22 protein-coding genes are annotated in these 26,916 nt (G+C 43.9%); 15 read left to right on the plus strand and 7 right to left on the minus strand.

Annotated features, from left to right (window positions below; all coding sequences use genetic code 11):
- Positions 1 to 547: 547 nt before the first annotated feature.
- The 13 genes from trpB (at position 548) to HCG69_RS04575 (ending at position 14,742) form a co-directional block, all read left to right on the plus strand.
- Positions 548 to 1,729: a tryptophan synthase subunit beta gene (trpB, locus tag HCG69_RS04515; RefSeq protein ID WP_221649029.1), complete on the plus strand. Its 1,182-nt coding sequence runs from the start codon at positions 548 to 550 to the stop codon at positions 1,727 to 1,729.
- A gap of 155 nt (positions 1,730 to 1,884) precedes the next feature.
- On the plus strand, positions 1,885 to 3,285 hold the full coding sequence (locus HCG69_RS04520; RefSeq protein ID WP_007485072.1) for an anthranilate synthase component I family protein: 1,401 nt from the start codon (positions 1,885 to 1,887) through the stop codon (positions 3,283 to 3,285).
- A 5-nt stretch (positions 3,286 to 3,290) separates the two neighbouring features.
- On the plus strand, positions 3,291 to 3,857 hold the full coding sequence (locus HCG69_RS04525) for an aminodeoxychorismate/anthranilate synthase component II (RefSeq protein ID WP_221649030.1): 567 nt from the start codon (positions 3,291 to 3,293) through the stop codon (positions 3,855 to 3,857).
- 4 nt (positions 3,858 to 3,861) lie between these two features.
- A complete protein-coding gene (gene trpD / locus HCG69_RS04530) occupies positions 3,862 to 4,857 on the plus strand; it encodes an anthranilate phosphoribosyltransferase (protein WP_221649031.1) in 996 nt (331 codons plus the stop codon).
- Between the two features lie 104 nt (positions 4,858 to 4,961).
- Positions 4,962 to 5,747, plus strand: coding sequence for an indole-3-glycerol phosphate synthase TrpC (gene trpC / locus HCG69_RS04535; protein WP_221649032.1), 786 nt, complete (start codon positions 4,962 to 4,964; stop codon positions 5,745 to 5,747).
- A gap of 22 nt (positions 5,748 to 5,769) precedes the next feature.
- A complete protein-coding gene (locus HCG69_RS04540; RefSeq protein WP_221649033.1) occupies positions 5,770 to 6,387 on the plus strand; it encodes a phosphoribosylanthranilate isomerase in 618 nt (205 codons plus the stop codon).
- Positions 6,388 to 6,408: 21 nt separating this feature from the next.
- Positions 6,409 to 7,182, plus strand: a complete 774-nt coding sequence (gene trpA, locus HCG69_RS04545; protein ID WP_221649034.1) for a tryptophan synthase subunit alpha — start codon at positions 6,409 to 6,411, stop codon at positions 7,180 to 7,182.
- A gap of 130 nt (positions 7,183 to 7,312) precedes the next feature.
- On the plus strand, positions 7,313 to 8,359 hold the full coding sequence (locus tag HCG69_RS04550; RefSeq protein WP_002560845.1) for an asparaginase: 1,047 nt from the start codon (positions 7,313 to 7,315) through the stop codon (positions 8,357 to 8,359).
- Between the two features lie 686 nt (positions 8,360 to 9,045).
- Positions 9,046 to 11,454 carry an LruC domain-containing protein gene (locus HCG69_RS04555; RefSeq protein ID WP_221649035.1) on the plus strand — a complete coding sequence of 803 codons (2,409 nt, stop codon included), beginning with the start codon at positions 9,046 to 9,048 and terminating at the stop codon, positions 11,452 to 11,454.
- Positions 11,455 to 11,653: 199 nt separating this feature from the next.
- The gene (locus tag HCG69_RS04560; protein WP_221649036.1) at positions 11,654 to 12,019 is read left to right on the plus strand and encodes a PleD family two-component system response regulator; all 366 of its coding nucleotides are present in this window, start codon (positions 11,654 to 11,656) and stop codon (positions 12,017 to 12,019) included.
- A gap of 7 nt (positions 12,020 to 12,026) precedes the next feature.
- The gene (locus HCG69_RS04565) at positions 12,027 to 13,184 is read left to right on the plus strand and encodes a sugar transferase (protein ID WP_221649037.1); all 1,158 of its coding nucleotides are present in this window, start codon (positions 12,027 to 12,029) and stop codon (positions 13,182 to 13,184) included.
- A gap of 14 nt (positions 13,185 to 13,198) precedes the next feature.
- The gene (locus HCG69_RS04570; RefSeq protein ID WP_221649038.1) at positions 13,199 to 14,092 is read left to right on the plus strand and encodes a hypothetical protein; all 894 of its coding nucleotides are present in this window, start codon (positions 13,199 to 13,201) and stop codon (positions 14,090 to 14,092) included.
- 23 nt (positions 14,093 to 14,115) lie between these two features.
- Entirely contained in the window at positions 14,116 to 14,742 is a 627-nt protein-coding gene (locus HCG69_RS04575; protein ID WP_221649039.1) for a DapH/DapD/GlmU-related protein, read from the plus strand.
- A 245-nt stretch (positions 14,743 to 14,987) separates the two neighbouring features.
- Here HCG69_RS04575 and HCG69_RS04580 read toward each other — a convergent pair whose 3' ends face one another.
- From HCG69_RS04580 to HCG69_RS04590, 3 genes are all read right to left on the minus strand, one after another.
- Positions 14,988 to 15,251 (minus strand): YtxH domain-containing protein, encoded by a 264-nt coding sequence (locus HCG69_RS04580; RefSeq protein ID WP_221649040.1) that lies wholly within the window; start codon positions 15,249 to 15,251, stop codon positions 14,988 to 14,990.
- A 51-nt stretch (positions 15,252 to 15,302) separates the two neighbouring features.
- Entirely contained in the window at positions 15,303 to 15,551 is a 249-nt protein-coding gene (locus HCG69_RS04585; protein WP_002560852.1) for a GlsB/YeaQ/YmgE family stress response membrane protein, read from the minus strand.
- Positions 15,552 to 15,718: 167 nt separating this feature from the next.
- Positions 15,719 to 17,338: an ABC-F family ATP-binding cassette domain-containing protein gene (locus HCG69_RS04590; RefSeq protein WP_221649041.1), complete on the minus strand. Its 1,620-nt coding sequence runs from the start codon at positions 17,336 to 17,338 to the stop codon at positions 15,719 to 15,721.
- A 257-nt stretch (positions 17,339 to 17,595) separates the two neighbouring features.
- Between HCG69_RS04590 and HCG69_RS04595 the strand changes: the two genes are divergently transcribed.
- Positions 17,596 to 18,174, plus strand: coding sequence for a nucleotide exchange factor GrpE (locus HCG69_RS04595; RefSeq protein WP_085929647.1), 579 nt, complete (start codon positions 17,596 to 17,598; stop codon positions 18,172 to 18,174).
- Positions 18,175 to 18,183: 9 nt separating this feature from the next.
- Positions 18,184 to 19,356 (plus strand): molecular chaperone DnaJ, encoded by a 1,173-nt coding sequence (gene dnaJ, locus HCG69_RS04600; RefSeq protein ID WP_221649042.1) that lies wholly within the window; start codon positions 18,184 to 18,186, stop codon positions 19,354 to 19,356.
- A 168-nt stretch (positions 19,357 to 19,524) separates the two neighbouring features.
- On the opposite strand, the gene HCG69_RS04605 is transcribed toward dnaJ, so the two are convergent.
- The 4 genes from HCG69_RS04605 to HCG69_RS04620 form a co-directional block, all read right to left on the minus strand.
- Complete coding sequence (locus tag HCG69_RS04605; protein WP_221649043.1) at positions 19,525 to 21,159, minus strand: RagB/SusD family nutrient uptake outer membrane protein; 1,635 nt, start codon at positions 21,157 to 21,159, stop codon at positions 19,525 to 19,527.
- A gap of 12 nt (positions 21,160 to 21,171) precedes the next feature.
- Positions 21,172 to 23,916: a SusC/RagA family TonB-linked outer membrane protein gene (locus tag HCG69_RS04610; RefSeq protein WP_221649044.1), complete on the minus strand. Its 2,745-nt coding sequence runs from the start codon at positions 23,914 to 23,916 to the stop codon at positions 21,172 to 21,174.
- A 267-nt stretch (positions 23,917 to 24,183) separates the two neighbouring features.
- The gene (locus HCG69_RS04615; RefSeq protein ID WP_221649045.1) at positions 24,184 to 26,244 is read right to left on the minus strand and encodes a GDSL-type esterase/lipase family protein; all 2,061 of its coding nucleotides are present in this window, start codon (positions 26,242 to 26,244) and stop codon (positions 24,184 to 24,186) included.
- Positions 26,241 to 26,906, minus strand: coding sequence for an SGNH/GDSL hydrolase family protein (locus tag HCG69_RS04620; protein WP_221649046.1), 666 nt, complete (start codon positions 26,904 to 26,906; stop codon positions 26,241 to 26,243). The genes HCG69_RS04615 and HCG69_RS04620 overlap by 4 nt, the downstream gene beginning before the upstream one ends.
- Positions 26,907 to 26,916 lie beyond the last annotated feature (10 nt).

The raw sequence follows: 26,916 nt of genomic DNA on the forward strand, positions 1-26,916 counted from the left end.
GTGGAACTCTGTGTTACTCTGTGGTGAAATACCATACAAAAACGAACAATTCATATTAGTTCACCGGAAGCCATGCGTTAATATCTTCGGCTACAAAAAGCCAGTATAATAACAGTAAGATTAAAATAACGACAGCGATTGTAATAAGGACTTTCCTTTGTTTCATAATTTGGTTTCTGTTTAAATATTAATTGTATAATTAAACAAATCAAGAGAAGGAAATGTTTATTTAGTACTTTCTTCAAACGGAAAGAATAAAAAAAGAAAGATTTTGTTTGCTGTTTCAAACAATGTGTTTATATTTGCCCCCGTAAAACATCAAAAGACAATGAGAACAATGTTAGTAAATACATATTGGTGGTGGCGCCCGTTACAACTCCGACAGTCGTAAGGGAGCAGTGCTCGTATGTATATACCTCATTAAAGATATAACAGATTTGAAAGAGCCCTGTCGCAACCTGCGACAGGGCTCTTTTCATTTCCGCCCATTTATCGAACCCGGCTCAGCCGGCATTACAACAGAGTTTAATTATAAAAAGAAGAATATATGAAAAGTTATCAAGTTGACAAAGATGGTTATTATGGAGAATTTGGCGGAGCATATATCCCCGAAATACTTCACAAATGTGTAGAAGAATTAAAGAATACATACCTCACCGTACTGAATGATGAGAGTTTCAAACAGGAGTTCGACCAACTACTGCGCGACTACGTAGGACGTCCCTCCCCTCTCTACCTGGCACGCCGCCTTTCAGAGAAATACGGATGTAAGATGTACCTGAAACGGGAAGACCTCAACCATACCGGTGCTCATAAAATAAACAATACCATCGGCCAGATATTGCTGGCTCGCCGAATGGGCAAGACTCGTATCATCGCCGAAACAGGTGCCGGACAACATGGGGTAGCTACAGCCACCGTTTGTGCACTGATGAATATGGAGTGCATTGTCTACATGGGCAAGACAGATGTGGAACGCCAGCACATCAACGTAGAGAAGATGAAAATGCTCGGCGCAACAGTTATCCCGGTAACATCGGGAAATATGACATTGAAAGATGCTACCAACGAAGCAATACGCGATTGGTGTTGTCATCCGGCAGACACGTATTACATCATCGGCTCTACGGTTGGTCCTCACCCTTACCCGGACATGGTAGCACGGTTGCAGTCGGTGATCAGTGAAGAGATAAAAAAACAACTTGCAGAAAAAGAGGGACGCGACTATCCCGATTATCTTATCGCCTGTGTAGGTGGAGGAAGTAATGCTGCAGGTACTATCTATCATTATCTGGATGACGAACGGGTACGCATCGTTCTGGCAGAGGCCGGAGGAAAGGGCGTAGAAACCGGACAGACTGCAGCAACTATCCAACTCGGGAAAATGGGTATCATTCACGGAGCACGTACCTTCGTCATCCAAGACGAGGACGGGCAGATCGAAGAACCCTACTCGATCTCTGCCGGATTGGACTATCCGGGCATCGGACCGATACATGCCAACCTTGCATCGCAGCATCGCGCCACAGTACTGGCCGTAAATGACGACGAAGCCATAGAAGCCGCCTACGAACTGACAAAACTGGAAGGAATCATTCCGGCACTCGAATCGGCCCATGCATTAGGTGCCCTCAAAAAGTTAAAGTTCAACCCGGAAGATGTGGTAGTATTAACAGTGTCGGGAAGAGGAGATAAGGATATTGAAACCTATTTGGAATTTACGATTTGACGATTTACTATTTACGATTGGGATTGCCCTTATTCATAAATAAAGTAACTTCAATCGTAAATAGTAAATTGTAAATTGTCTAATCGTAAATCAAAGTAGTTTCAATCGTAAATTGTAAATCGTAAATTGTAAATCGTCTAATCGTAAATAACCCCATGTTTAATTATAAGACCAATAGCAAACAGGTACTTGGCGACCTGCATACTCCGGTAAGTATCTACCTTAAGGTACGCGATATGTATCCGCAATCGGTACTCATGGAAAGCTCAGACTTCCATGCCGGAGAGAATTCCATGTCATACATCGCTCTCTGCCCACTGGCAAGCGTAGGTGTCAACAACGACCTTGTCACTACTACCTATCCGGACAATACCCGCGAAGAAAAGCCGCTGACAGAAACCTTCACAGTAGAAAATGCCATTAACAGCTTCATTAACTGTTTCCATGTATCGGGAGAACACAAGGAAGTATGCGGACTCTATGGTTATACCACTTTCAATGCCGTGAAATACTTTGAACATATCCCCATTAAAGAGAGCCACGACCAGATGAATGATGCACCGGATATATTGTACATCTTATATAAGTATATCATCATCTTCAACCATTTCAAAAACGAGCTTACGCTTGTAGAAATGCTCAGCGAAGGAGAAGAGAGCGGATTGCCGGAACTGGAATCTACCATCGAAAACCGTAATTACGCATCTTATAACTTCTCCGTGACCGGTCCGGTAACAAGCCCCATCACCGATGAGCAACACAAAGCAAATGTTCGCAAAGGTATCGCACACTGTCTGCGTGGCGATGTTTTCCAGATTGTTTTATCGAGAAGATTCGTACAGCCTTATGCCGGTGATGATTTCAAAGTATACCGTGCTCTGCGCAGCATTAACCCTTCCCCTTATCTGTTTTATTTCGACTTTGGCGGTTACCGCATCTTCGGTTCATCTCCCGAAACACACTGCAAAATTGAAGGCAAACAAGCCTGTATTGATCCCATAGCAGGAACTACCCGCCGCACAGGCGACTCTATCAAAGACAAAGAACTCGCAGAGGCTCTGCTTGCAGACCCGAAAGAGAATGCAGAGCATGTCATGCTGGTAGATCTGGCACGAAATGACCTCAGCCGCAACTGCCATGACGTGCGTGTAGTGTTCTACAAAGAACCACAGTATTACAGTCATGTGATCCATCTGGTCAGCCGCGTCAGCGGAGTACTCAACCAAGAGAGCAGCTCCATGAAAACGTTTATCGACACTTTCCCGGCAGGTACTCTTAGCGGTGCACCCAAAGTACGCGCCATGCAACTCATCAGTGAGATAGAGCCGCACAACCGCGGCGCCTATGGTGGTTGCATCGGATTCATCGGACTAAACGGAGACTTGAACCAAGCCATTACAATTCGTACCTTTGTGAGTCGTAACAATGAACTGTGGCTCCAGGCAGGAGGCGGTATTGTAGCCCGTAGCCAGGACGAATATGAATTGCAGGAAGTAAACAACAAGTTGGGTGCATTGAAGAAAGCAATAGACCTGGCAGTAACACTTAAAAATTAAAGACAATGAAGATATTACTTTTAGATAACTACGACTCTTTCACTTATAATTTGCTGCATGTAGTGAAAGAATTGGGAATCAAAGATGTAGAAGTATTCCGCAACGATCAGATTGCACTCAGTGAAATAGAACGCTTTGACAAGATCATCCTCTCACCCGGTCCCGGTATACCGGAAGAAGCCGGTCTGTTATTGCCCATCATCAAACAATATGCCCCAACCAAAAGTATTCTCGGCGTTTGTCTGGGCCATCAGGCTATCGGCGAAGCATTCGGTGCCACACTGGAAAACCTTACGGATGTATACCATGGTGTACAAACCCCGGTTCACGTCATCAAAGACGATATTTTGTTTCAGAATCTGGAGCACGAAATACCTGTAGGGCGCTACCATTCATGGGTAGTAAGCCGCAACGCCTTCCCGGAGTGTCTGGAAATTACAGCCGAAAGCCAGGAAGGGCAAATCATGGCATTGCGCCATCGGATGTACGATGTACATGGCATTCAATTCCATCCCGAATCGGTGTTGACACCACAGGGCAAAGTTATCATTCAGAACTTTTTAAATGCATAAATGTATGAAACAGATTTTATATAAGCTCTTCGAGCACCAATACCTGGGACGGGACGAAGCCCGTATCATCCTGCAAAACATAGCACAGGGCAAATACAATGATGTACAGGTGGCATCTTTAATCACCGTTTTTCTGATGCGCAATATCTCCGTAGAGGAATTATGTGGTTTCCGCGATGCTTTACTCGAGATGCGGGTCCCTGTCGATCTGAGTGAGTTCTCTCCTATTGACATTGTAGGTACGGGTGGTGATGGAAAAAACACCTTCAATATTTCTACAGCAGCCTGCTTCACAGTAGCCGGAGCCGGTTTTCCGGTTGTGAAACATGGAAACTACGGAGCAACTTCCGTTAGTGGTGCCAGCAATGTAATGGAACAACACGGTGTGAAATTCACCAATGATGTTGATAAGTTACGGCGTTCTATGGAGAGGTGTAACATCGCTTATCTGCACGCTCCCCTCTTCAACCCAGCACTCAAAGCAGTAGCTCCGGTACGCAAATCACTGGCAGTACGTACGTTCTTCAATATGCTTGGTCCGTTGGTCAATCCGGTACTACCGAGCTACCAGCTGTTGGGCGTCTACAATCTGCCTTTGCTTCGTCTGTATAGCTACACTTATCAGGCAAGCAATATTAAGTTCGCAGTAGTCCACAGCCTGGACGGATATGACGAAATATCCCTGACAAAGGAATTCAAAGTAGCTACCAGCGAGAGTGAAAAAATTTACACCCCCGAAAGTCTCGGTTTCTCTCGTTACACAGAGATGGATCTGGATGGTGGAAACACACCGGAAGATGCCGCAAGGATATTCGACAATGTACTGGCAAATACAGCTACCGAAGCACAAAAAGATGTAGTAATTGTCAATGCTGCCTTTGCCATCAACGTGATTTGTCCGGAGAAGCCAATAGAAGAGTGTATTGCCCTTGCCCGCGAGTCGCTGGAAAGCGGAAAGGCACTGGATACGCTTAAGAAATTTATAAATAGTGGTGAGTGATTAGTGATGAGTGATTAGTGCCATGCGGATGATCTCGCAGCCCACTAATCACTTATCGCTCATCACTAATCACTTATCACTAATCATTAATCACTATTTTTCCTATGCCCGATATATTATCAGAAATTATCGCTAACAAGCGGATTGAGGTGGAGTTGCAGAAGCAATCCATTACAATCGAACAATTATACGAAGGGGTTAGTGACGCCCCTCCTACCCGCTCTATGAAACAGGCATTAGCTACTTCTTCCAGTGGTATTATTGCCGAGTTCAAACGCCGTTCTCCCTCCAAAGGCTGGATAAAGGAAACAGCCAGTCCGGAGGAGATCATTCCCGATTATGCCGCTGCTGGTGCTTCTGCACTATCTATCCTTACAGATGAGAAATTCTTTGGCGGAACATTACGTGATATCCGTATCGCCCGCCCGTTGGTGGATCTGCCCATTCTGAGGAAAGAGTTCATTATCGACGAGTATCAGCTCTACCAGGCCCGTATCGTAGGCGCCGATGCAGTGCTGCTTATTGCTGCTGCACTCGAACAGGACGAATGCCATGCACTGACTGCCAAAGCTCACGAACTCGGTCTTGAAGTTCTGCTCGAAATTCATAGTGCAGACGAGCTTACTTATATAAATAAGGAGACAGATATGGTAGGTATCAACAACCGTAACCTCGGGAGCTTTCATACAGATGTTGCCAACTCCTTCCGTCTGGCAGAACATTTGCCGGAAGACATCATACGCGTATCCGAAAGCGGACTTTCTCAACCAGAAACCGTATCTCAGTTACGCGATGCCGGTTTCAGAGGCTTTCTTATCGGCGAAACCTTTATGCGAACCGGGCAACCGGGTGAAACACTCAAAGATTTTATAGATAAAATAACCACATAATAACTCTTAATCCCTCAAGAAAATGGTAAACAACAAATTAATCAAAGTTTGCGGCATGTGTGAAGGAGAAAATATCCGTGAAGTAGAATCACCGGACATCGACATGATCGGGTTCATCTTCTATCCCAAATCTCCACGTTACTTATGCGAAATGCCCGATTATATGCCTGCCAATGCCCGCCGTGTCGGAGTCTTTGTTAACGAAGATAAGCAGACAATAGAAATGTTTGCCGACCGTTTCAGTCTGGACTTCATTCAATTACACGGAAATGAATCGCCGGAATATTGCCGGTCACTCCAGTTGTCAGGGCTGAAACTTATCAAGGCATTCCCTATAGCCAGCAGAAAGGATCTGCAAAACGTACACAATTACAGCAATTTCTGCAAATACTTTCTCTTTGACACAAAATGCGAACAACGCGGAGGATCGGGCAATCAATTCGACTGGAGCATTCTGCATATCTATAAAGGACGTACTCCCTTCATACTGAGTGGCGGTATCAATCCTTATAGCGCCAAAGCACTCAAAGAGTTTCAGCATCCCCTACTGGTGGGCTACGATCTCAACAGTCGCTTTGAAGTAAAACCGGGAAGAAAAGATGCGCAACGTATCCATCAGTTTTTAAACGAATTACGCTAACAATAAAGAAAGAATAAGAACATGAATAGAATCAATCAACTCTTCAGCAGCGATAAAAAAGACCTGCTATCTATCTATTTTTGTGCCGGTACTCCTACATTGGAGGGAACAGCCAACGTTATCCGCACCCTCGAAAAGCACGGTGTAAGTATGATTGAAATCGGAATTCCGTTCAGTGATCCAATGGCAGACGGCATTGTGATTCAGAATGCAGCCACACGGGCACTTCGCAACGGCATGTCGCTCAAACGGCTTTTCGAACAGCTTCACGACATCCGTGAAGATGTGAAAATTCCACTTGTATTTATGGGATATCTGAATCCTATCATGCAGTTTGGGTTTGAAAACTTCTGTCGCCAATGCACTGAATGCGGTATTGATGGGGTTATTATTCCCGATCTTCCCTTTCGCGACTATCAGGAACAATACCGCCCCATAGCCGAACGTTATGGTATCAAAGTAATTATGCTTATCACTCCCGAAACCAGCGAAGAACGCATACGTGAAATAGATGCCCATACAGACGGGTTTATTTATATGGTATCTTCGGCTGCCACTACGGGTGCCCAGCAGGATTTTGATGTGCAAAAGCGTGCTTACTTCAAGAAGATAGACGAAATGAAACTGCGCAATCCGCGCATGGTGGGTTTTGGCATTTCGAACAAAGCTACCTTCCGTGCAGCTTGTGACAATGCGCGGGGAGGTATTATAGGCAGTCGATTTGTTACTTTACTGGAAGAAGAAAAAGATCCTGAAAAAGCAATCCTACGACTGCTGGAAGCAATTCGGGAGTAAGTTGATGAGTTGATGAGTTTGTGAGTTGACAGGGGGGACAAGTTGTCAACTCACAAACTTACCTAACGATAATCCATAAATCATAATAAATTTATATCTTTGTCGCCGATTTAACAAAAGAGCCACAGATATGATAGCAAATTGCCCTTCCGTTTTGTTAATATATACTGGAGGAACTATCGGAATGATAGAAAACCCGGAAACAGGTGCCTTAGAAAATTTCAACTTTGACCACCTGCTGAAACACGTCCCCGAATTGAAACGTTTTAATTACCGGATCTCCTCCTATCAATTCGACCCTCCCATTGACTCTTCTGATATGGAGCCTCTTTACTGGGCAAAGCTCGTAAAGATCATCAACTATAATTATGACAACTTCGATGGCTTTGTCATTTTGCACGGCACAGACACAATGGCCTATACTGCTTCGGCTTTGAGTTTCATGCTTGAGAATTTAAGCAAACCAGTCATCCTCACCGGCTCACAGCTTCCTATCGGAACCCTGAGGACAGACGGAAAGGAAAATCTGATAACCGCCATCGAAATAGCCGCAGCCAAAAATCCGGACGGTACCGCTATAGTACCGGAAGTATGTATCTTCTTCGAAAATCACCTGATGCGAGGCAACCGTACCACTAAAATCAACGCCGAAAACTTCAATGCCTTTCGCTCATTCAACTATCCGGCATTGGCACGTGTCGGTATCCATATTAAATATGAACCTAATTTAATCCGCAAACCAGATTTCTCCAAACCACTGAAACCACATTATCTGTTCGATTCCAATGTGGTGATATTAACTCTTTTCCCCGGCATACAGGAAAGTATCGTCACCTCCCTGCTTCACGTGGAGGGATTGAAAGCGGTGGTATTGAAAACTTTCGGTTCGGGAAATGCCCCTCAGAAACCCTGGTTCATCCAACAGCTAAAAGAGGCTACAGAACGAGGCATTATCATTGTCAACATTACCCAATGCTCTTCGGGAGCGGTAGAAATGGAACGGTACGAAACCGGAATACAACTATTGCAGGCAGGTGTGATCAGTGGATATGACAGCACCCCGGAATGTGCAGTAACCAAACTGATGTTCCTGCTTGGACACGGATTGAGTAACAAAGAAATCAGATACAAAATGAACTCTTGCCTGGTGGGAGAAATAACGAAGTCAATAGGATAAAATGAAATAGACAATATATTCCCTAACTCCGAAGTTTTCAATCAACCGATATAGAGTCCCAGGGAATATTTTCGGTATTTAGCTAAAAATCAGGCATTAGTCCTAAATAATAAATAATAGATTACAGATGAATATTTTTATCCTGTTGGGTTCCAATACACAATCATTAATCTTCTTGAATAGTAACCGGAGCAGAGAAAACACAGTTCTTAATAGTAAAAATTCAATAAATATATCTATTATCAACTAAAAATATTTTTCTATATACTTACCTTGATCCTCCCCAAATACAGACATCTCAATCATATATTGAAAGAAGAAACAGTCAAAATAAGCATCATGATAACAATAACCTGTTACTGTAATCCATGACTCCTCTGCTTGTAAAGAAAATCCAATAATAAACAATGAACAGAATATACAACTTTTATTACAACCATCTTTTACAACACACAAACAAGCACAGCATATACCACTGATAAACAGAGAAATAAAAGTTATTGAAAGAGCAACAAAAGAAAGTTGCAATATCCATCCAATAATATCTAAAAAGATGTTAACAATCAAAACTTTATCTCCCCTAACAGGTTGTTATCATACAATAAATAGATATCTTTGTGATAAATAGTAAAGGCTATTTGTTGTTATAGTAAATTACAGTAGACAAAATAAGCAATATTTAATGTATGAAAATTAACTTCCGGGAATCACTGGCAGCTACATTTATAGTAAGTGGAGTTGTTTTTAGCAGTTGTGTAGATAGCGATAAGAACTTCTATGATCCCAATTACCGTGCTCAAAATCCAATGGGTAACATAAGTGCTCCTAATGGCTTTGACTGGTTATTATTCTCTTCGATAAACCTCAATGTGAAGGTTAACGACACTTTTAACGGACAATATCATTATACAGTAGAAGTGTTCGACAACAATCCTGTAATATCTCCGGATGCAACCCTCTTGACCAAAGGATTTGCCAAATTGGGTCAGGACTTCACTACCGAATTGCCCGTATCCAATTCGATTCCGCTGCTTTACATTCGCCAGACTGCTCCGGATGGATTGGCATCAATCCGTGCGTACAGCACAGAGAACGGTGTCGTTAATTGTGATTTCAGTACTCCGGTGACTACACAAGCTACCAGAAGCATGAGCACACGGGCATCCACGACAATGACAGCACCAGACAGTGAAGATAAAAGTATATTCCCCGAAGCATCACCCACAAATGAAATATTCGATCAAAACAACTTTAAAGCCAACGGCAGTTATAAAGTTACTGCAAAGACAACCAAAATAAATATTTGGGCGTCAGGGGTTAGTTTGTATGTTACCGAAAACATAACGCTGAGCGAAGAAATATACCTTGCTGCCAATTGCAAACTATTCATACTGCCCAATGTGACTGTAACAATGCCACAATCAAAGAATAATGGCCAAAGCAACTGTCTGATTTCAGTAGGTAAAGGGGCAACATTAAAGATAGAAAACGATATGCAACTGGATAGTAACTATAAGTTGTATAACCAGGGTACTCTCACCGCCCGTAATGTCACTTATGCCAACAGTTCTTTCATCTATAATGGAGAAAAGGGTATTATAAATATCTCCGGTAAACTGACCGGCACGAACGGAAACTCTAACATGCTGAATGAAGGAGAAGCGACTGCCACCGATATAGCTATCACAGGTGATAGTCATATAAAGAATATCAATAAAGTAACCGTATCCCAACTGACTAACCTCAACTGTACAAACGGCTCATGGGAAAATGAAGGTGAATGGACTACCACGAACATGCACATAGAAGGCTGGAATGATTATAGCCTCAACAAATGTAAACTAATCGTCAATCAGTTATTAGATCTGCACGAAGCTAAAATCATAAATGACGCCGGTGCATTTATTAAGACCAGCAACCTGTATATGGACAATACATTAATAGAATTGGGTGCCAAGTCTATGTTTGTCGTAGAAGAGCAGGCCGAATACAATTATCATACCACTGCCAGAGGATTCAAGGGTACAGGTAGCGAGAAAGCGCTTCTTAAAATAAAAAAAGCAATTGCTACAAATCCCAACAATAATGATATCATTCACTATTCCGGTAATATGCAGATTGTATGTAACGAGCATCCCGAAGCAATGAGAGATCCGTGGAATACCCGCTGGACAATGACAGGTGGTGCCGAATGGGCAAGTGAATCCACCAATCCTGTAGAAATCGCCAAAACAGAATGTAGTGAAGGTTCCGTTACCAATCCGCTTCCTCCGACTGAACCGGAATTCCCAATTATTGTAGAAACAGCCAATAAATACACGCTGCTATTTGAAGACCAATGGCCTCTCTACGGTGACTATGACATGAATGACATTGTAATACAGCTCAAAGGTTTGAAGTATGAACTTGACAGTAAAAACAAAACGAGCAAAGTAACATTCACTGTTACCCTTCGTGCCGTAGGAGCAACCAAAGCTATCGCTGCCGCTGTAATGTTAGACAAAGTACCGGCAAGCAGTATAAGCAGCATTGTATACAAAGCCCATAAACCTACCACATTCAATCTTCAAAACAGTGGAGTTGAAGCAGGTCAGAGCCAAGCTGTGATACCTCTCTTTGACGATGCACACAAATTGATGGGAAAGAATACAAGAGAGTTCATCAATACCCAGTCAGGCAGTGACAATAATGTAAGCAACAGTGATCTTCCCGAAATAGAAATCACTGTGAACCTGACCAATCGCATAGAAGAAAGTGCCTTCAACATCAACAACATGAATTTCTTCATCATCACCGACAGAGCTCAGCAGAGAAAAGAAATTCATATGCCGGGACATCAGCCAAGCAATTTGGCCAACACTCAACTGTTCGGAGGAAATGATGATGGTTCATCGGGCACGAAGTACTACATAAGCAAAGAGAATCTTGCCTGGGGTATTATCATACCGCAGTCGTTCAAATGGCCTCTGGAATATCGCAATATCAAAGATGTATACAAAGAATTTGAAGGTTGGGTAACCAGTGGTGGTACAGAAAACGGAAAATGGTATAACACCTTCGACAACGACGGCACCTTCCAGAACAATAAGAATTAAAAATAAAGTAAAAGCCGGAAAACAAGAGAATCCGGCTTTTATTTTACACGGGAAACAGACTTTATTTGAAAACAGAAAATAACTTTATCGTAAAAGAACACAGTTATAAAAATATTATATATATTTGCACGGTTTGAGACAAGAAAGGCATCAATCGCGTATCAACAAAGCAAGCAAAGTAAAAAGTTTTATTATAGACATGAGAAAAAAAATATTGCTCATTGATGACAAGGCATCCATCGCAAAAGTAGTTTCCATTTATTTGGGAAAAGATTACGATTTCACCTATCATGAAAATCCTATTAAAGCCATTGAATGGCTGAATGAAGGGAACGTCCCTGATCTTATTATCTCGGACATACGTATGCCTGAAATGATGGGAGATGAGTTCTTGCTTTACATGAAACGTAACGAATTATTCAAATCCATACCTATTATTATGCTTTCAAGTGAAGAGAGCACAACAGAGAGAATCAGGCTTCTGGAAGAGGGAGCAGCCGATTACATCCTAAAACCGTTCAATCCTCTTGAACTCAAAATCCGTATTAAAAAAATCATAGACTAAGCCTTTTATGCTACATCTTATCTATATTGGAAGATACGAAAAGACAATTAAAGGCTTTTCCAAACTCCTCAAAGAGGAATTTTATAATGTAGCTACATGCGATAAGGCTATCAAAATAATAGATAAGATACGGGAGAAGTTTGATATAATCATATTATACGAACAGACTAATATGCAGACAGATATCAAAGATATTGAGTCTTTGCGGAAAAAGTATCCCGGCATCTATATGGTTTTAGTGATGGATTCACTTACACAACAAGAAAGTCTGCAATATCTGAAAGCCGGTATCAACAATACCATACCGTTTGAAAGCCCTCAGGATGCAATAGACAGCCTGATAAGCTTTCAGAAACGCAGAAAGCAACAAAAGATAAAAGACCTGCAAAAAAGAGGAGAGAATATACAAACATTCAGGCTTCCTCTCTGGAAAAGATGTTTTGATATACTTTTTTCGGGTACTGCGCTGCTGGGCTTGTCTCCCTTACTCATTATTACCGCGATAGCTATCCGCCTGGAGAGCAAAGGAACCATTATCTATAAATCAAAACGCGTAGGAAGCAACTATGAAATATTTGATTTCCTGAAATTTCGTTCTATGTATACGAATGCTGATAAACATCTGAAGGACTTCAACTCTCTGAATCAATATCAAGCCGAAGAAGAGGCATCCGAAGATATCATCTGGGGAGAAATGCCCGAGCTTAGCGAAAATGAAGACGGGATAGTACTAATCTCTGATGATTTTGTCATTTCAGAAGAAGCGTATATCAACAAAAGAAGCCACGAACAGGAGAATGCATTTGTCAAACTCGAAAACGATCCGCGTATCACACGAGTAGGACGTTTTATTCGTAAATACAGTATTGACGAATTACCTCAGCTTATCAATATATTGAAAGGAGACATGTCAATAGTAGGTAACCGCCCTTTGCCCTTATACGAAGCAGAGCTACTGACCAGCGATGAATATATTGACCGCTTTATGGCTCCGGCCGGATTGACGGGACTTTGGCAGGTAGAAAAGCGGGGAGACTCAGGAAAGATGTCGGCAGATGAGCGTAAACAGTTGGATATTAAATATGCCAAAACATTCTCTTTTTGGATAGACATGAGAATTATCCTGAAAACTGTTACTGCATTTATACAAAAAGAAAACGTATAATATATACAGCTTATATGGCAAACACTCTTTTCTATACAGCAGACAGTATACTCTTTCTCTGCATAGCGATAGCTGCTATCTATCTGTTTATTTTTGCTTTAGCAGCATTATTCAGAAGATCAGAGAAATATCCGGCTGCCGGAAATATGCATCGTTTAATACTTCTGGTTCCTCCGGGAACAGAAATCTGTAAACAAAAGTATCCGGAAGAGTTATACACCCTGCTCACTTACGAAAATCTGTATCAGAGTGTAAAAGAACTGGATGAGTCGCTATACGACATAGCTATCATTTTGGGAGAAACAACCAACGTATCTCCGTGCCTGCTGAAAGAAATCAATAATGCATACGGATCGGGAACAATGGCCATGCAACTACACCACGTCATTGAATGCCGTCCTACCCGAAAAATCCGCTGGAAAGCAATTTGTGAAGAAATCCGAAATTCAATATTCAGGCAAGGACATGTCCAGGCAGGACTTTCTTCGGCACTCGAAAAAACGGACATTGCCATAGACTTCAAATGGCTGAAACAAAACCTGAGAAGTCCGAAGAGCAATCTGGAAAGCAGATTATTACAACAGAACATCTATATAGAATATATGGACCACATCCATGTATATAGTAACACTCCTCGTCCCCGCCCCTATTCTATGTCAAAGCAAAAGGCCGTTTCAAAGCTTCCTGTAGTACTAATGGAAGGTAACTGGGATTATGCAGACAAATTATTCCGACAGCTTTTGCCTTCATGGGGAATCCTTCTTCTTGTCAGCAGCATCTGGTGCATCATAGCTACCTGTTATGACTGGAGAGCTTCTTTGAGTTGGTGGTTCCTGTTGTTCGCCCTGTTATTTACTCTCTGCCTGGCTATCCCCGATTATCTGGTAGAGAAGAAGAAAAAGAAGTAACCTCCCAAACCCAACAAACATATATGGACATCAGAAAGCTAAAACATAACATTAAGCAACACCCGGGCTTAAAACATGCCGTACACAGATTCATTATGCATCCGGTAAAAACACGCCCCAACTGGTGGATACGTCTGTTTTATTTTGCATATTTGAAACGGGGGAAAGGTTCGGTTATTTATCGTAGCGTACGCAAAGATCTTCCACCGTTCCGTAGCTTTTCACTCGGCAAATACTCAGTTGTGGAAGATTTCTCGTGTCTCAACAATGCCGTGGGAGATTTGATTATCGGAGATTATACCCGCGTGGGATTAGGAAATACGATCATAGGTCCTGTACAGATAGGCAATCATGTAAACCTGGCACAGAATGTGACTGTAACCGGATTAAACCACAATTATGCGAATGCCGAAAAGCCGATTGATGAACAAGGAGTAAGTACTGCCCCTGTGACAATAGAAGACGACGTGTGGGTAGGTGCCAATGCAGTCATTCTACCCGGAGTGACACTTGGAAAACATTGTGTTGTAGCTGCCGGGAGCGTTGTAAGCCGTTCTGTTCCGGCTTATACAATATGTGCCGGAAGCCCTGCACGTATCATCAAACGCTATGATCCGGCAAGCAAAGAATGGAAAAAAGAGGTCAAGTAACTATATATAGTGAGAAATACTACGTAATATACCTTATTTAAGGGATTGTGGCTATGGGGTAAACACCCTATCTTTGCAGTATCAGAATTTAATTAATTAGTCATAATTTTATTACGTAGCCACATTTAAGTAAAATGAAACAGTGTCCTGTCGAAGTGATTTCGCCAGGATTTTGTTTTTTATATACAAAAAAAATCCCCGAACAAAACAGTGTCCGGGGAGAACATATATATAAAAAGGTAGGCTTATTGGCCTACCTCACTTAGTTTTTCCTTTACCTCATTGGCCTTATCCGCTACTTTACCTGCAACCTTAGCACCTGTTTTCACAGCTTTTACTTTTGCATCTTCCATTGCAGCTTCGGCATCTGCCTCAATCTCATGAAGGGCATTAAACACATCATTTTTCAGTTTCTTAGCTTTCGCTGTGCGCGAAAAGTGATAAACCAACGCACCAATGGCAGAACCTAATCCAAGACCTACCAGAAATTTAGCATTTCCACATTCCATAATCAAATAATTTTATGTTAGTTAATAAAATAAATACATTGCAAAGGTAACTTACTGTCGCGAATGACTAAACAAAGATGCAATCCACAGAAACAGAACAGCACCTACAACAGAAGTTATCAAACTACCGATAATACCCGTTGCCGCCAATCCAAGTAAAGCAAAGACCCAGCCCCCGAGTACACCGCCAATAATTCCTAAAACAAGATTGACCAGCAGCCCAAAGCCACCTCCTCTTGTTATTTTACCAGCCACATAGCCGGCAATAATTCCTATCAGAATATACCAGATAAAATTCATAATATTCTCTTTTTGTATTGTTTATACAAGGAACGTATCTCCTCTGTGAAAAGTTCGCAAACAGAAGAGGGAATTAACGAGAATTTAGGAAAGGTATGATTATGAAAAAAGGCAGTATAGAAATAAACTCCTATACTGCCTGCATCTAATATAAAAAGGATCTTTTTTTATTTATCGCCGTACATCTTAGCTCTCAACTCTTTAATATGATCGGAAGTAATATATTCATCATATTCCATCATCTTGTCAATGATGCCGTTCGGAGTCAGTTCGATCACACGATTTGCCACAGTCTGAATAAATTCGTGGTCATGTGAAGAGAACAGGATATTACCTTTATATGTTTTCAGGTTGTTGTTGAATGCCTGAATCGATTCCAGATCGAGGTGATTAGTCGGCGTATCTAAGATCAGACAGTTTGCATTGCGAAGCTGCATACGCGCAATCATACAACGCATCTTTTCACCACCCGAAAGTACACTTACCTTTTTCAAAACTTCTTCTCCAGAAAAAAGCATACGTCCCAGGAATCCTTTCATATATACTTCATTCCCTTCACCATACTGCCCCAGCCAATCTACCAGATTGAGGTCAGTGTTAAAGAAATCCGTATTATCCAACGGCAAATAAGCGGTAGTAATCGTCACTCCCCAATTGAAGTGTCCGGCATCCGGCTTCATATTACCATTGATTATTTCAAAGAAAGCCGTCATAGCACGTGGATTACGTGAGATAAATACGATCTTATCTCCCTTCTCAACGTTAAAGTTCACGTCATTGAACAGCACTACGCCCTCTTCGGTCTTCTTACTCAAACCTGAAACCTCAAGAATCTGATTGCCCGGTTCACGTTCGGGTGTGAAGATGATACCCGGATACTTACGTGAAGAAGGTTTAATCTCTTCTACATTCAGTTTCTCCAACATCTTTTTACGGCTGGTAGTCTGCTTGCTCTTAGCTACATTGGCGCTAAACCGGCGGATAAATTCTTCCAGTTCTTTCTTCTTCTCCTCAGCCTTTGCTTTCTGGTTCTGTTGCTGACGGAGAGCCAACTGACTGGATTCATACCAGAAACTATAGTTACCGGCAAACATATTGATTTTTCCGTAGTCGATATCAACCGTGTGTGTACATACTGAGTCAAGGAAGTGACGGTCATGACTCACCACCAATACGGTATGTTCAAAGTTTGACAGATATTCTTCAAGCCATGTCACTGTCTCCATATCGAGGTCATTGGTAGGCTCGTCCAGTAGCAAGTTGTCCGGATTACCGTAAAGTGCTTGCGCCAACATCACACGTACCTTCTCTTTACCACTCAGCTCACCCATCAACACATAATGTTTGTTTTCTTTAACTCCCAGGCCACTGAGCAACATGGCAGCATCACTCTCGGCATTCCAGCCGTCAAGCTCAGCAAATTTCTCTTCCAGTTCGGAAACCTTCAACCCGTCTTCATCGGTAAAGTCTTCCTTGGCATACAACTCTTCACGTTGCTTCATGATGTCCCACAACACAGTATGTCCCATCATCACAGTATCCATTACCGTGAAAGCATCCCACTTAAAGTGGTCCTGGCTCAACACTGACAGACGTTCGCCCGGACCTAATGTTATATTTCCGGTAGTCGGATCAAGATCGCCATAAATTGTGCGAAGGAAAGTGGACTTACCTGCACCATTGGCACCAATAATACCATAACAATTCCCACTTGTAAACTTCAAATTTACATCATTAAACAATACTCTTTTACCAAACTGTACCGAAACGTTTGAAACTGTAATCATCTTTTATATTTACGATTTTAACTATTTACAATTTACGATTGAAATGTCTGTAATTCACAAACAGGTTGCAAAGATAGACATTTTTAATGAATTACATGCTATGCAACATGTGTCAATCTGACAGAAAAGCATTACCTTTGCAGCGTTTTTTGACATGTTTAGCAGATTGGCAGAGTTTTTGCTGGGAGGCAGTTACATTGTAACGTCCTATTGACATGAAATTGAATCCATTTATTAAGAACAAAAAAGATAAAGATATGAATCCTAAAGAAAAAGAAACAGCTAAAGAACAAGAGTTGAACGCTGAAAACCTTGCAGACGAACAGTTGCAGGATACAGAAAATACGGAGGAAGCAGCTCCCCTGACCAAAGAAGAAGAGCTGGAAAAGCAGTTGAAAGAAGCTGATGCAACCATTGAAGATCAGAAAGATAAATATCTGCGCCTCTCTGCCGAATTCGACAATTACCGTAAACGTACGGTAAAAGAAAAAGCTGAACTGATCTTGAATGGAGGTGAAAAGAGCCTGAGTAGTATCCTGCCTGTGGTTGACGATCTGGAACGCGCTATCCAAATGATGGATAAAGCAACAGACGTAGCAGCCGTTAAAGAAGGTGTGGAACTTATCTATAACAAATTCATTTCTGTATTAGGACAAAATGGCGTAAAAGTAATCGAAACCAAAGATAAGCCTCTGGATACAGATTACCACGAAGCCATCGCAGTGATTCCCGCACCGTCTGAAAAACAGAAAGGAAAAATTCTGGATTGTGTACAGACCGGATACACACTGAACGATAAAGTACTGCGCCACGCCAAAGTGGTAGTTGGAGAATAAAATATATATATGGAAAAGAGAGACTACTATGAAGTGCTGGAGGTATCGAAAACCGCAACAGCAGAAGAAATAAAAAAAGCGTATCGTAAAAAAGCCATTCAGTATCACCCGGACAAGAACCCGGGCGACAAGGAGGCGGAAGAAAAGTTTAAAGAAGCAGCCGAAGCATATGACGTGCTGAGCAACGAGGACAAACGTGCCCGTTATGATCAGTTCGGTCATGCAGGTATGGGTGGTGCTGCCGGAAATGGTGGTCCGTTTGGCGGCTTCGGTGGAGGTATGTCTATGGACGATATTTTCTCCATGTTCGGCGATATCTTCGGAGGTCGCGGAGGCGGCGGTTTCGGAGGCTTCAGTGGTTTTGGAGGCGGAGGCAGTCAGCAACAGAGACGCTATCGTGGCTCTGATCTTCGTGTGAAAGTAAAACTGACGCTGAAAGAAATCTCTACCGGAGTAGAAAAGAAGTTCAAGCTGAAAAAGTATGTGCCTTGTACACACTGTCATGGAACGGGTGCAGAAGGTAACGGTGGTTCTGAGACTTGTCCGACCTGTAAAGGTAGCGGATCGGTAATTCGTAACCAACAGACTATTTTGGGTACGATGCAGACCCGCACCACCTGCCCCACTTGTAATGGTGAAGGTAAAATCATTAAGAACAAGTGTAAGGAATGTAGCGGTGACGGTATCGTATATGGAGAAGAAGTGGTAACCGTTAAGATTCCGGCCGGCGTAGCAGAAGGCATGCAACTCTCCATGAGTGGAAAAGGTAATGCCGGAAAACACAACGGTGTACCGGGTGATTTACTCATCCTGGTTGAAGAAGAGCCACACGAAAGCCTGCTCCGTGATGAAAATGATTTGGTATACAACTTACTTCTCAGTTTCCCGGCAGCAGCCTTGGGAGGAGCTGTTGAGATACCTACCATCGACGGAAAGGTAAAAGTAAAGATTGATGCGGGTACACAGCCGGGTAAAGTGCTTCGTTTACGTGGCAAAGGCTTACCAAGTGTTAATGGATATGGTACAGGAGATTTACTGGTAAATGTAAGTGTCTACGTGCCCGAAGCATTAACAAAAGAAGAAAAGAGTACACTTGAAAAACTGGATACTTCTGATAATTTCAAGCCCAATACTTCTGTGAAGGAAAAGATCTTTAAGAAGTTCAAGAGCTTCTTTGATTAAGAGATTGCCTCAAAAGTCTGAGAAAGCTATCAATCCATAACTTTATAAACGCAGATTAACGCTAATTATCGCAGATTTAATTTAATCTTTGCGCAAATTAGCGTTAATCTGCGTTTTAACGATAGTGAGTTTTACTTTTGGCCATCCTCTTTTGTATCTCTCCCCCTCTTATTTATACCCCGGATTCTGAACCAGATTCGGATTCATACGCCTCACCTTATCTGGTATGGGGAATACCGTAGTATACCCACTCGCTTCGCCAGCCAACTGTGGCCGGCTGCTATACGGACGGGTGAATAATCCAAACCTCACAAGATCCTGTCGCCTCCAGCCTTCCCAGGCAAATTCCAGTTGGCGCTCATCAAGAAGGGTATTCAAGGTAGCTTCCCGGTAAGGAGCAGCCACACGGGAACGTACCCGGTTCAACTCTTCATCACCGTTCTCTCCGTTGCGGACTTTTGCTTCACTCTTCATCAGCAGCACGTCGGCATAGCGATAAAGCACAATATCATTCTCCATCAGTTTACCGTCTTTCGTGCCCGTATCATCTACTTCGTACTTCTTCATACGGGCTCCTGCTGTCTTCTCATAAGGCTCATTGGATATATCCAAAGCCACCTCCCAGGGTAGGTATTCAAGTATCGTACCGTCGTCCAGCCTCACGACGTTTCCTTTCAAGTCATAAACAATGCCGGCAAAGTAGCACTTGTCAAAACGGGGATCAACCTGAGGAGTGCCATAAGCAAAGGTTTTCAGAACCTCAATGGTGGCACTTGAACCATTCTCTCCACTCAAGCCATATGCCTTGGCATGGTTGTAGTGACGCGAACGGAAAAGATATTGCATCTGGTTGGTGTACAGGTTCTTATTCATCGGTATAATAAAGATATTCTCGGCCGATGATTCGTTGAATACGGCAAAGTTGGTGGTATAATCCTCTTCAAGCCGGTAACCGGACTTCGTGACAGAATCACAATAAGCCTCAACGGTCTGCCAGGCATTAAGCTCTTCGCCACCTACATTAAAATAGATGTTTCTGCCATCCGGGCGTATGCCGTCCGTCCAGTCATTATCGGTATATACCTCTGCATTCAGAGCCAGTTTAGCCAACAGGAAATGGGCAACGGGGCGGGTAATGCGTCCATAATAAGTACCGGGCAGATTGCTATGGGCAGTGTTCAGTTCGGGAGCCGACTGCTGTAACTCGCGTACAACAAAATCATAAACCTCCTGTCGGGTGGACTGTTTCACTTCTTTCACCGGCATAGAAGAAGACAATACCAACGGAACATTTCCAAACAAATCTACCAGATGATAGTAATACAGGGCACGTAATGCTCGCACCTCTGCTTCATAGGCCACTAACTCCCTGTCGTTGTGCGTCCCGGCATACTGCGCTATTCTTTCCAGCGATTTATTACTTAAACCTATCACTTTATACAAATATTCCCAGGTGGCTTGTATAGCATCATTATTGACACCCCAATTGTGCAGATAAAGCCCCTGCCAGAAACCACCATCATACCAGTCGCCACCCCGGGTGGGCATTATAGCCTCATCGGTAGTGAAGGTATTCAGATCGTAGATACCGCGTCCGGTGCCCTGCAAGCCCTGGCTGTCACTGTATCCGCCAATATTGTTGTACAATGAGGCGACTGCATTGAGATACAAGTCGGACAAGTTTTTATATGCTTCTTCCTCAAAGATGCGGTCTCTCGGTTTCTCACGTAAAAAGTCATCACAGGATAGTTGCGCCAGTGATAACAGCAGAAAACATGCTATATATATAAATGAACGTTTCATCGTAGCTCCTTTTTAAAAGTTAATACTCAAACCTACTGTATAAGTCCGCGCCAGCGGATAACCACGTTTATCATCTACTCCTAATGTAGAGTTGACGGTGGAACTATTGATCATCGGAGAAAGTCCGGAATAGCCGCTGATGGTAGCCAGGTTATTGACCGTAAATGCCAGACGAAGTGACCGGATATACTTCTGAGCCTTTGCTAACGAGACATTCCAGCCGATGGTAAGATAATCGAAGTTGACGTAATCTCCCTTTTCCAGCCAGTAGTCGGTGGCGGTCTGATCTTTTATATTTCGCCGGGGGGCCTCTTCCATCACATTATAATCGGGGAAGATGTTCATATTCATATAAGTCAGCGAAGTGCCGTTGTAGACCTTGTGTCCGAAAGCTCCGTTGATCTGTACCGAAATATCAAAACGCTTGTAACGGAAACTGATGTTAGACCCCAGTAAAGTTTTGGGCACTGCCTGCCCTGCCACATAGCGGTCTTCACCGTCTTCAAGACTGATGCCTCCTCCGTTCAGATCGGCTATGCCATAGGTATATCCGCCATCGCCATCGGAAACAAGCCCGTTGCTGTGCGGAAGATAAAAAACACCGAGCGGTTGTCCCACTATCTGATAGACGATGTGATTGTATCCTCCATGAAAACCTGCACCGTCAAGGCTTGCCAGGCTTTTATACTCCGGTGCCGAGATATTCTCGCCATTATAGACACCGCTCAAAGAGAGTAGTTTGTTGCGCTGAAAGGTAATATTGGCATTGATATTCAGTTCCATATCCGGCGTTTTGAGTGGAGTGATACCAATGGCTATCTCGGTACCGCTGTTACGCATGGAACCGATATTTGCCAGCAGCGTGTTGTAGGTAAAGGGAGGCACACTGACGTTATAAAGATAGAGCATATCGGTGGTCTTTGAGTTGTAGTAATTGACAGAGAGTAGCAGGCGGTTGCCAAACATCCCTAAGTCTGCCCCGGCATTAAACGTATGCTTCACCTCCCACTTCAAATCGGGGTTTATATTCTGCATCTCTCCCAGGGTAACTACTGCCGAATTGCCCACAGGCACTACCCCGTTGGGCCTCACCAAACCGAGGGTGGTGTATGAATCTATCCCGTTCTGATTTCCCGCCAATCCGTAACCTACACGTAGTTTCAGATTGTCAACCAGAGGGATACGTTTCATAAACTCCTCTTCACTCACCGCCCATGCTGCGGATACGGAAGGGAAAAAGCCCCACTTATGATTGCTCCCGAACTTGGAGGAAGCATCCGTACGGGCATTCACGGTAAGAATATAGCGGTCGGCATAGGTATAATTGAAGCGCCCCATGAAGGAAGCCAGATGTGGCTCTTCATAATAAGAATTCGTACCTTCCCAAAGGCGGATTGCACCTGCCTGAAGGTTGTCATATCCAAACTGGTCGGAACTAAAATTTGTGACAGTGGTATAATATCCGGTATAGGTCTCCTTCTGAAGTTCGGCAAGTGCCAGTACATCAAAGAAGTGTTTCCGCCAGTTCTTCTTATAGCTCAGCATCAGGTTGCCAAGCAGAGACTCCATCTTCTTCGTCCCTTTGTATGCCTGCCCGTGTGCCCAGACCGATGTGGGGAGATACTGGGAGTTCTCTACAATATTGTAGGTGTATGCACCAAACATGACGAGCTTTAGATCATCCATCAGATTGAACGTCAGCCGGGCATGTGTGCTGATGTGAGAAGTAGCATCATGGTCTTTCACTTCCATCCATGCCAGCGGGTTGGTGATCTGGCTGGCACTTGTGATCTGATCCCACGAACCGGTTTCCGTATTCTTATGATTGGGAAAGGTGGGATTGAAAGTAGCCGCAGAGTAAAATGTCTTCTGGTAATCGAACAAGTTATGGTTCTTTTGCACGGAGCCGAACATGCCTAACTCGCAACGGATAAAGTTGCCAAAAATGTTCTGGCTCATATTCATGTTGGATGTAAAATTCTTCATATCCTGATTTTGTATCACCCCCTGCCGGTCTACATATCCCAGGGAGACACGGTAGCTGGAGGCATCGGAACCGCCATAAAAGGCGATATGATGATTCTGCTGAAATCCGGTTTGTTCTATTTCTTTCTGAAAATCGGTATTGTTTCCCAAATCCAGAATGGAAAGTCCCCGCTCACCGGCCACCTGCCGAAAGCCGTTTGCCGATAGCATGCTGAGATTCTTGTAAACGGAGGTTATACCGAAACTACCATTATAGCTGACGCGGGTTTTGCCGCTAATACCCTTTTTGGTAGTCACCTCTATGACACCGGAAGCCCCACGAGAACCGTACTGGGCAGTTTCGGAGGCATCTTTCAGGATAGTAAAACTTTCGATGTCAGTGGGATAAATGGAGGCAAGCATATTCAAATCGCCAAATACCCCGTCGACGATGATCAGCGGATCGTTGCCACTGGTCAAGGAGGTGGTACCCCGCAAGCGAACGGCATCCAGGGCGGCCTGCCCGTTTGTTCCCCGTTGTATGGTTAACCCCGGCACACGGCCACGGATTGCATCGAGAGGATTCGTGATCTGATCCCGGTTCATCTGTAACTCGGTGATCTTCTCAACGGAACCGGACAGATTTTTAATACTTCCGGTGGCATATCCTACGGTTATTAAAGAATCGAGCGGAACTAGCCCGGACTTCTGGGCCACGACATCCGAAAAAAGAAACAGAGAAAAGAGGCATAGGAGAGAAAATCTCAAATGTGTAGTGTGGTGTTGCTTCATGTTATCTCTTTTTTTAAGGTATATACATCTTCAATATACATTTATAACAAAAAAAAGGATAGAGGGGTTCGTGAAGCAATGAATTTTATTCCGGCTTCCGGAATGTCACGGAACAGAGCCTATGAAATCAGTAACAAAAAGACGCTATATGAGCTGCATATAGGCAACGCCTTGCCTGCATGCAGTAAAGGCGTGGACTACATGCAGGCAAGGCGTTGCCTGTAAAAGGGTATTCGGAGATGTTATACAGCAGGTATTTGCTCGCTCTTAATAAGATCGGAAAGTAGAAGCCGGCAACCCCTGAGCATTCACCAGATTGGCACGGGTGAAAGGTTGCCAGCCATAACGCACATAACGGGGATGCTTCACCTGATTGCTATATACTTTTATCTGGTCGCCAACGATCTCGGCTTTGGCCGGATAGAAGAGCCCTTCGGTTTCTGCCACTTCAAAAGTCCGCAACGCTTTGCCATCCGAAGAAGACATTCCATCGGCAAAATCAAACGAAACATAAGCAGCCCCTTTGCGGAACTCTGCACTGCGGAACAAGGGTCCGGAAGGTACAACCGCTTTCATGCCATACGTACGGTTCAATGCCTGACGCGCCAGACGCTCGCCCACCGGTTTCTTATTCTTAGGATGTACATCCAGCGAATCACCCTGATCGCTCGAAACAGCCATGCCCGTATAAGGTATCTCCTTCAGCAACCTGCGCTGGCTATCGCGAAACCACGGCCACGAAGGACGGTCCATGGAAGAGAGCTGTACGTAGTAAAACGGAAGTTCCGGATTTTCCCAATTCTTGCGCCAGCTATCTACAAGCAGATGGAATAGCTTCTCGTGCGTCTCGTAATCGGGAGCATTGGATTCTCCCTGATACCAGATCACTCCTTTCACCGGAAACTTATCCAACGGGAGGATGCCGGACTCATACAGATAACATGGTTCATAGGGGTGGCGCTGAAACTTATTCGTCGATTTCTTAACATTCAATGTAGCGCGTGCGCGTATCCAGTTTTGCGGATCATTCTTCGTCCAATTGCGAAACATGACAGGAAGGTGAAACTCCAATGCATGCCTGCTCACCCATGCTTCTGTGGGCGAACCACCAATCGCATTGCAAATCAAACCAACGGGTACATGCAGGCTATCCTGCAACATCTTCCCGAAATAGTATGCCACAGCAGAAAAATCAGCAGCACTGACCGACGTACAAACCGTCCATTGGCTATCTTTATAATACTGCAAATGGTTCAGAGAATCGAGTACGGACACCTCCCACTCTACAGGATTGGTACGCCAACGGGCTTTCATATCCAGCAAACGAATGTTATTATTGCCACTTTGAGGAATATCCATCCGGGCCGTAGAGGCTTCTTTCAGCATAAACTCCATATTGGACTGCCCCGAACAAAGCCATACTTCTCCTACCAACACGTTGGAAAAGTGTAACCGGGTCTTTCCGGCAGAGACAGTAAGTGTATGAGGGCCTCCTGCCTGCATGGGTTTCAGACGCACGCACCACTGTCCGTCCGATCCGGTTTTAGCCCGTTGCTTTTGTCCGGCAATGCTTATCGTTACTTCTTCTCCGGCATTGGCAGTACCCCGCACTTCCAACGGACAATCACGCTGTAACACCATGTTATCACTGTATACCTGCGGCAGACGAAGGCCACCATAATCACCGGTGATGGCCGAGCAAACCGTTTGTGCCAGAATCCCTGCTCCTTCGGCAGTGGGATGTACCGCATCCGGAAGCATAAAGGGATAAGGATAAAGGGGAGTATGAAAGTCTATCAGTTGTGCCCCGGCAAGCTCGGCCACCCTTTCAATGGCATGTTGTATCTGTTCGTGCCAGTCGCGCGTGCCCGACTCAAAACGGGAGTGGCGGTTGGTTATGGGAGTCATTCGCGCCACCAGGATACGCACCTTCGGATTGACTACACGGAAAGAGTCGATCAGCGCCAGATAGTCTCTGACGAAATAATCACGATAATTGGGCCAGTCGCGCGGATCGGTATCATTGATACCCAGATGAATCACAACAACATCTCCCGCGAAGGTCAATGCCCGCTGAAATTCCTTCTGTCCGATATAGGGACGATGCCCTTTATTCAGCAGTGTGGCCCCTGATTTACCAAAATTTCCTACCACATACCCCTCTCCCAACATCCGTTGCAGTTGGGCAGGATACGCATCCCGTTCCCGGTTTTCAATCCCGGCCCCATACGTAATGCTGTTTCCCACACAAGCCACCCTTACCGGCGTTTGCGCTACAGCAACCAGGCTACAAAGAACCAGCAAATAACTCAGTACTATCTTTCTCATTTTCCGTTAACATAAGGTTTAACAATCTCCACCCATTTCAGATAACCTTTACCCAACAGGTGTAATCCGTCATTCGTATCATCCATATTCATTTTCCCCGTTGCCGGATCGACAAAATGAGCGTAAAGGTCGATATACGTAAGCCCCCTCTCCGTAGCCAGCCGGAGTATCCCTTTGTTGATCTTCTCTACTTCTTCCCAACGGGAAGTGTGGCCCTTAAACAGTCCATAATGATCGGTCACCGGGAGTACACTTTGCAGATATAACTTCGTTCGGGGCGAATCTGCCTTTATTTTAGAGGCAATCATGCCGATGCGCTGTACAATGGTGTCTGCCGGAGTGCCCCGACTTACATCATTAATGCCGATCAGCAAAAAGATCTTCGCAGGTTTCCCTTTCAGAACCGCATCCAGGCGATCATACACTCCCATGCAGACATCACCGCTGATCCCTCTGTTCTTGACATGCTTATTGCCAAGCAACTCGGCCCACTCCGCTCCGTTTGTGATACTGTTTCCCAGAAAAATAATATCCTTCGAGGTGACGGGTAACTCTTCAAACAAAGTAGCCCGCTGATAATAAAACGTTGAGTACTTCCGCTCCTGGGCATTGCCTGCAACAGATACAAGCAATAGCACAATAAAAATCCACTTGTTCTTCATAAATTATTCC

The organism is Bacteroides sp. K03, assembly GCF_019734355.1.
GTDB classification, from domain to species: domain Bacteria; phylum Bacteroidota; class Bacteroidia; order Bacteroidales; family Bacteroidaceae; genus Bacteroides; species Bacteroides nordii.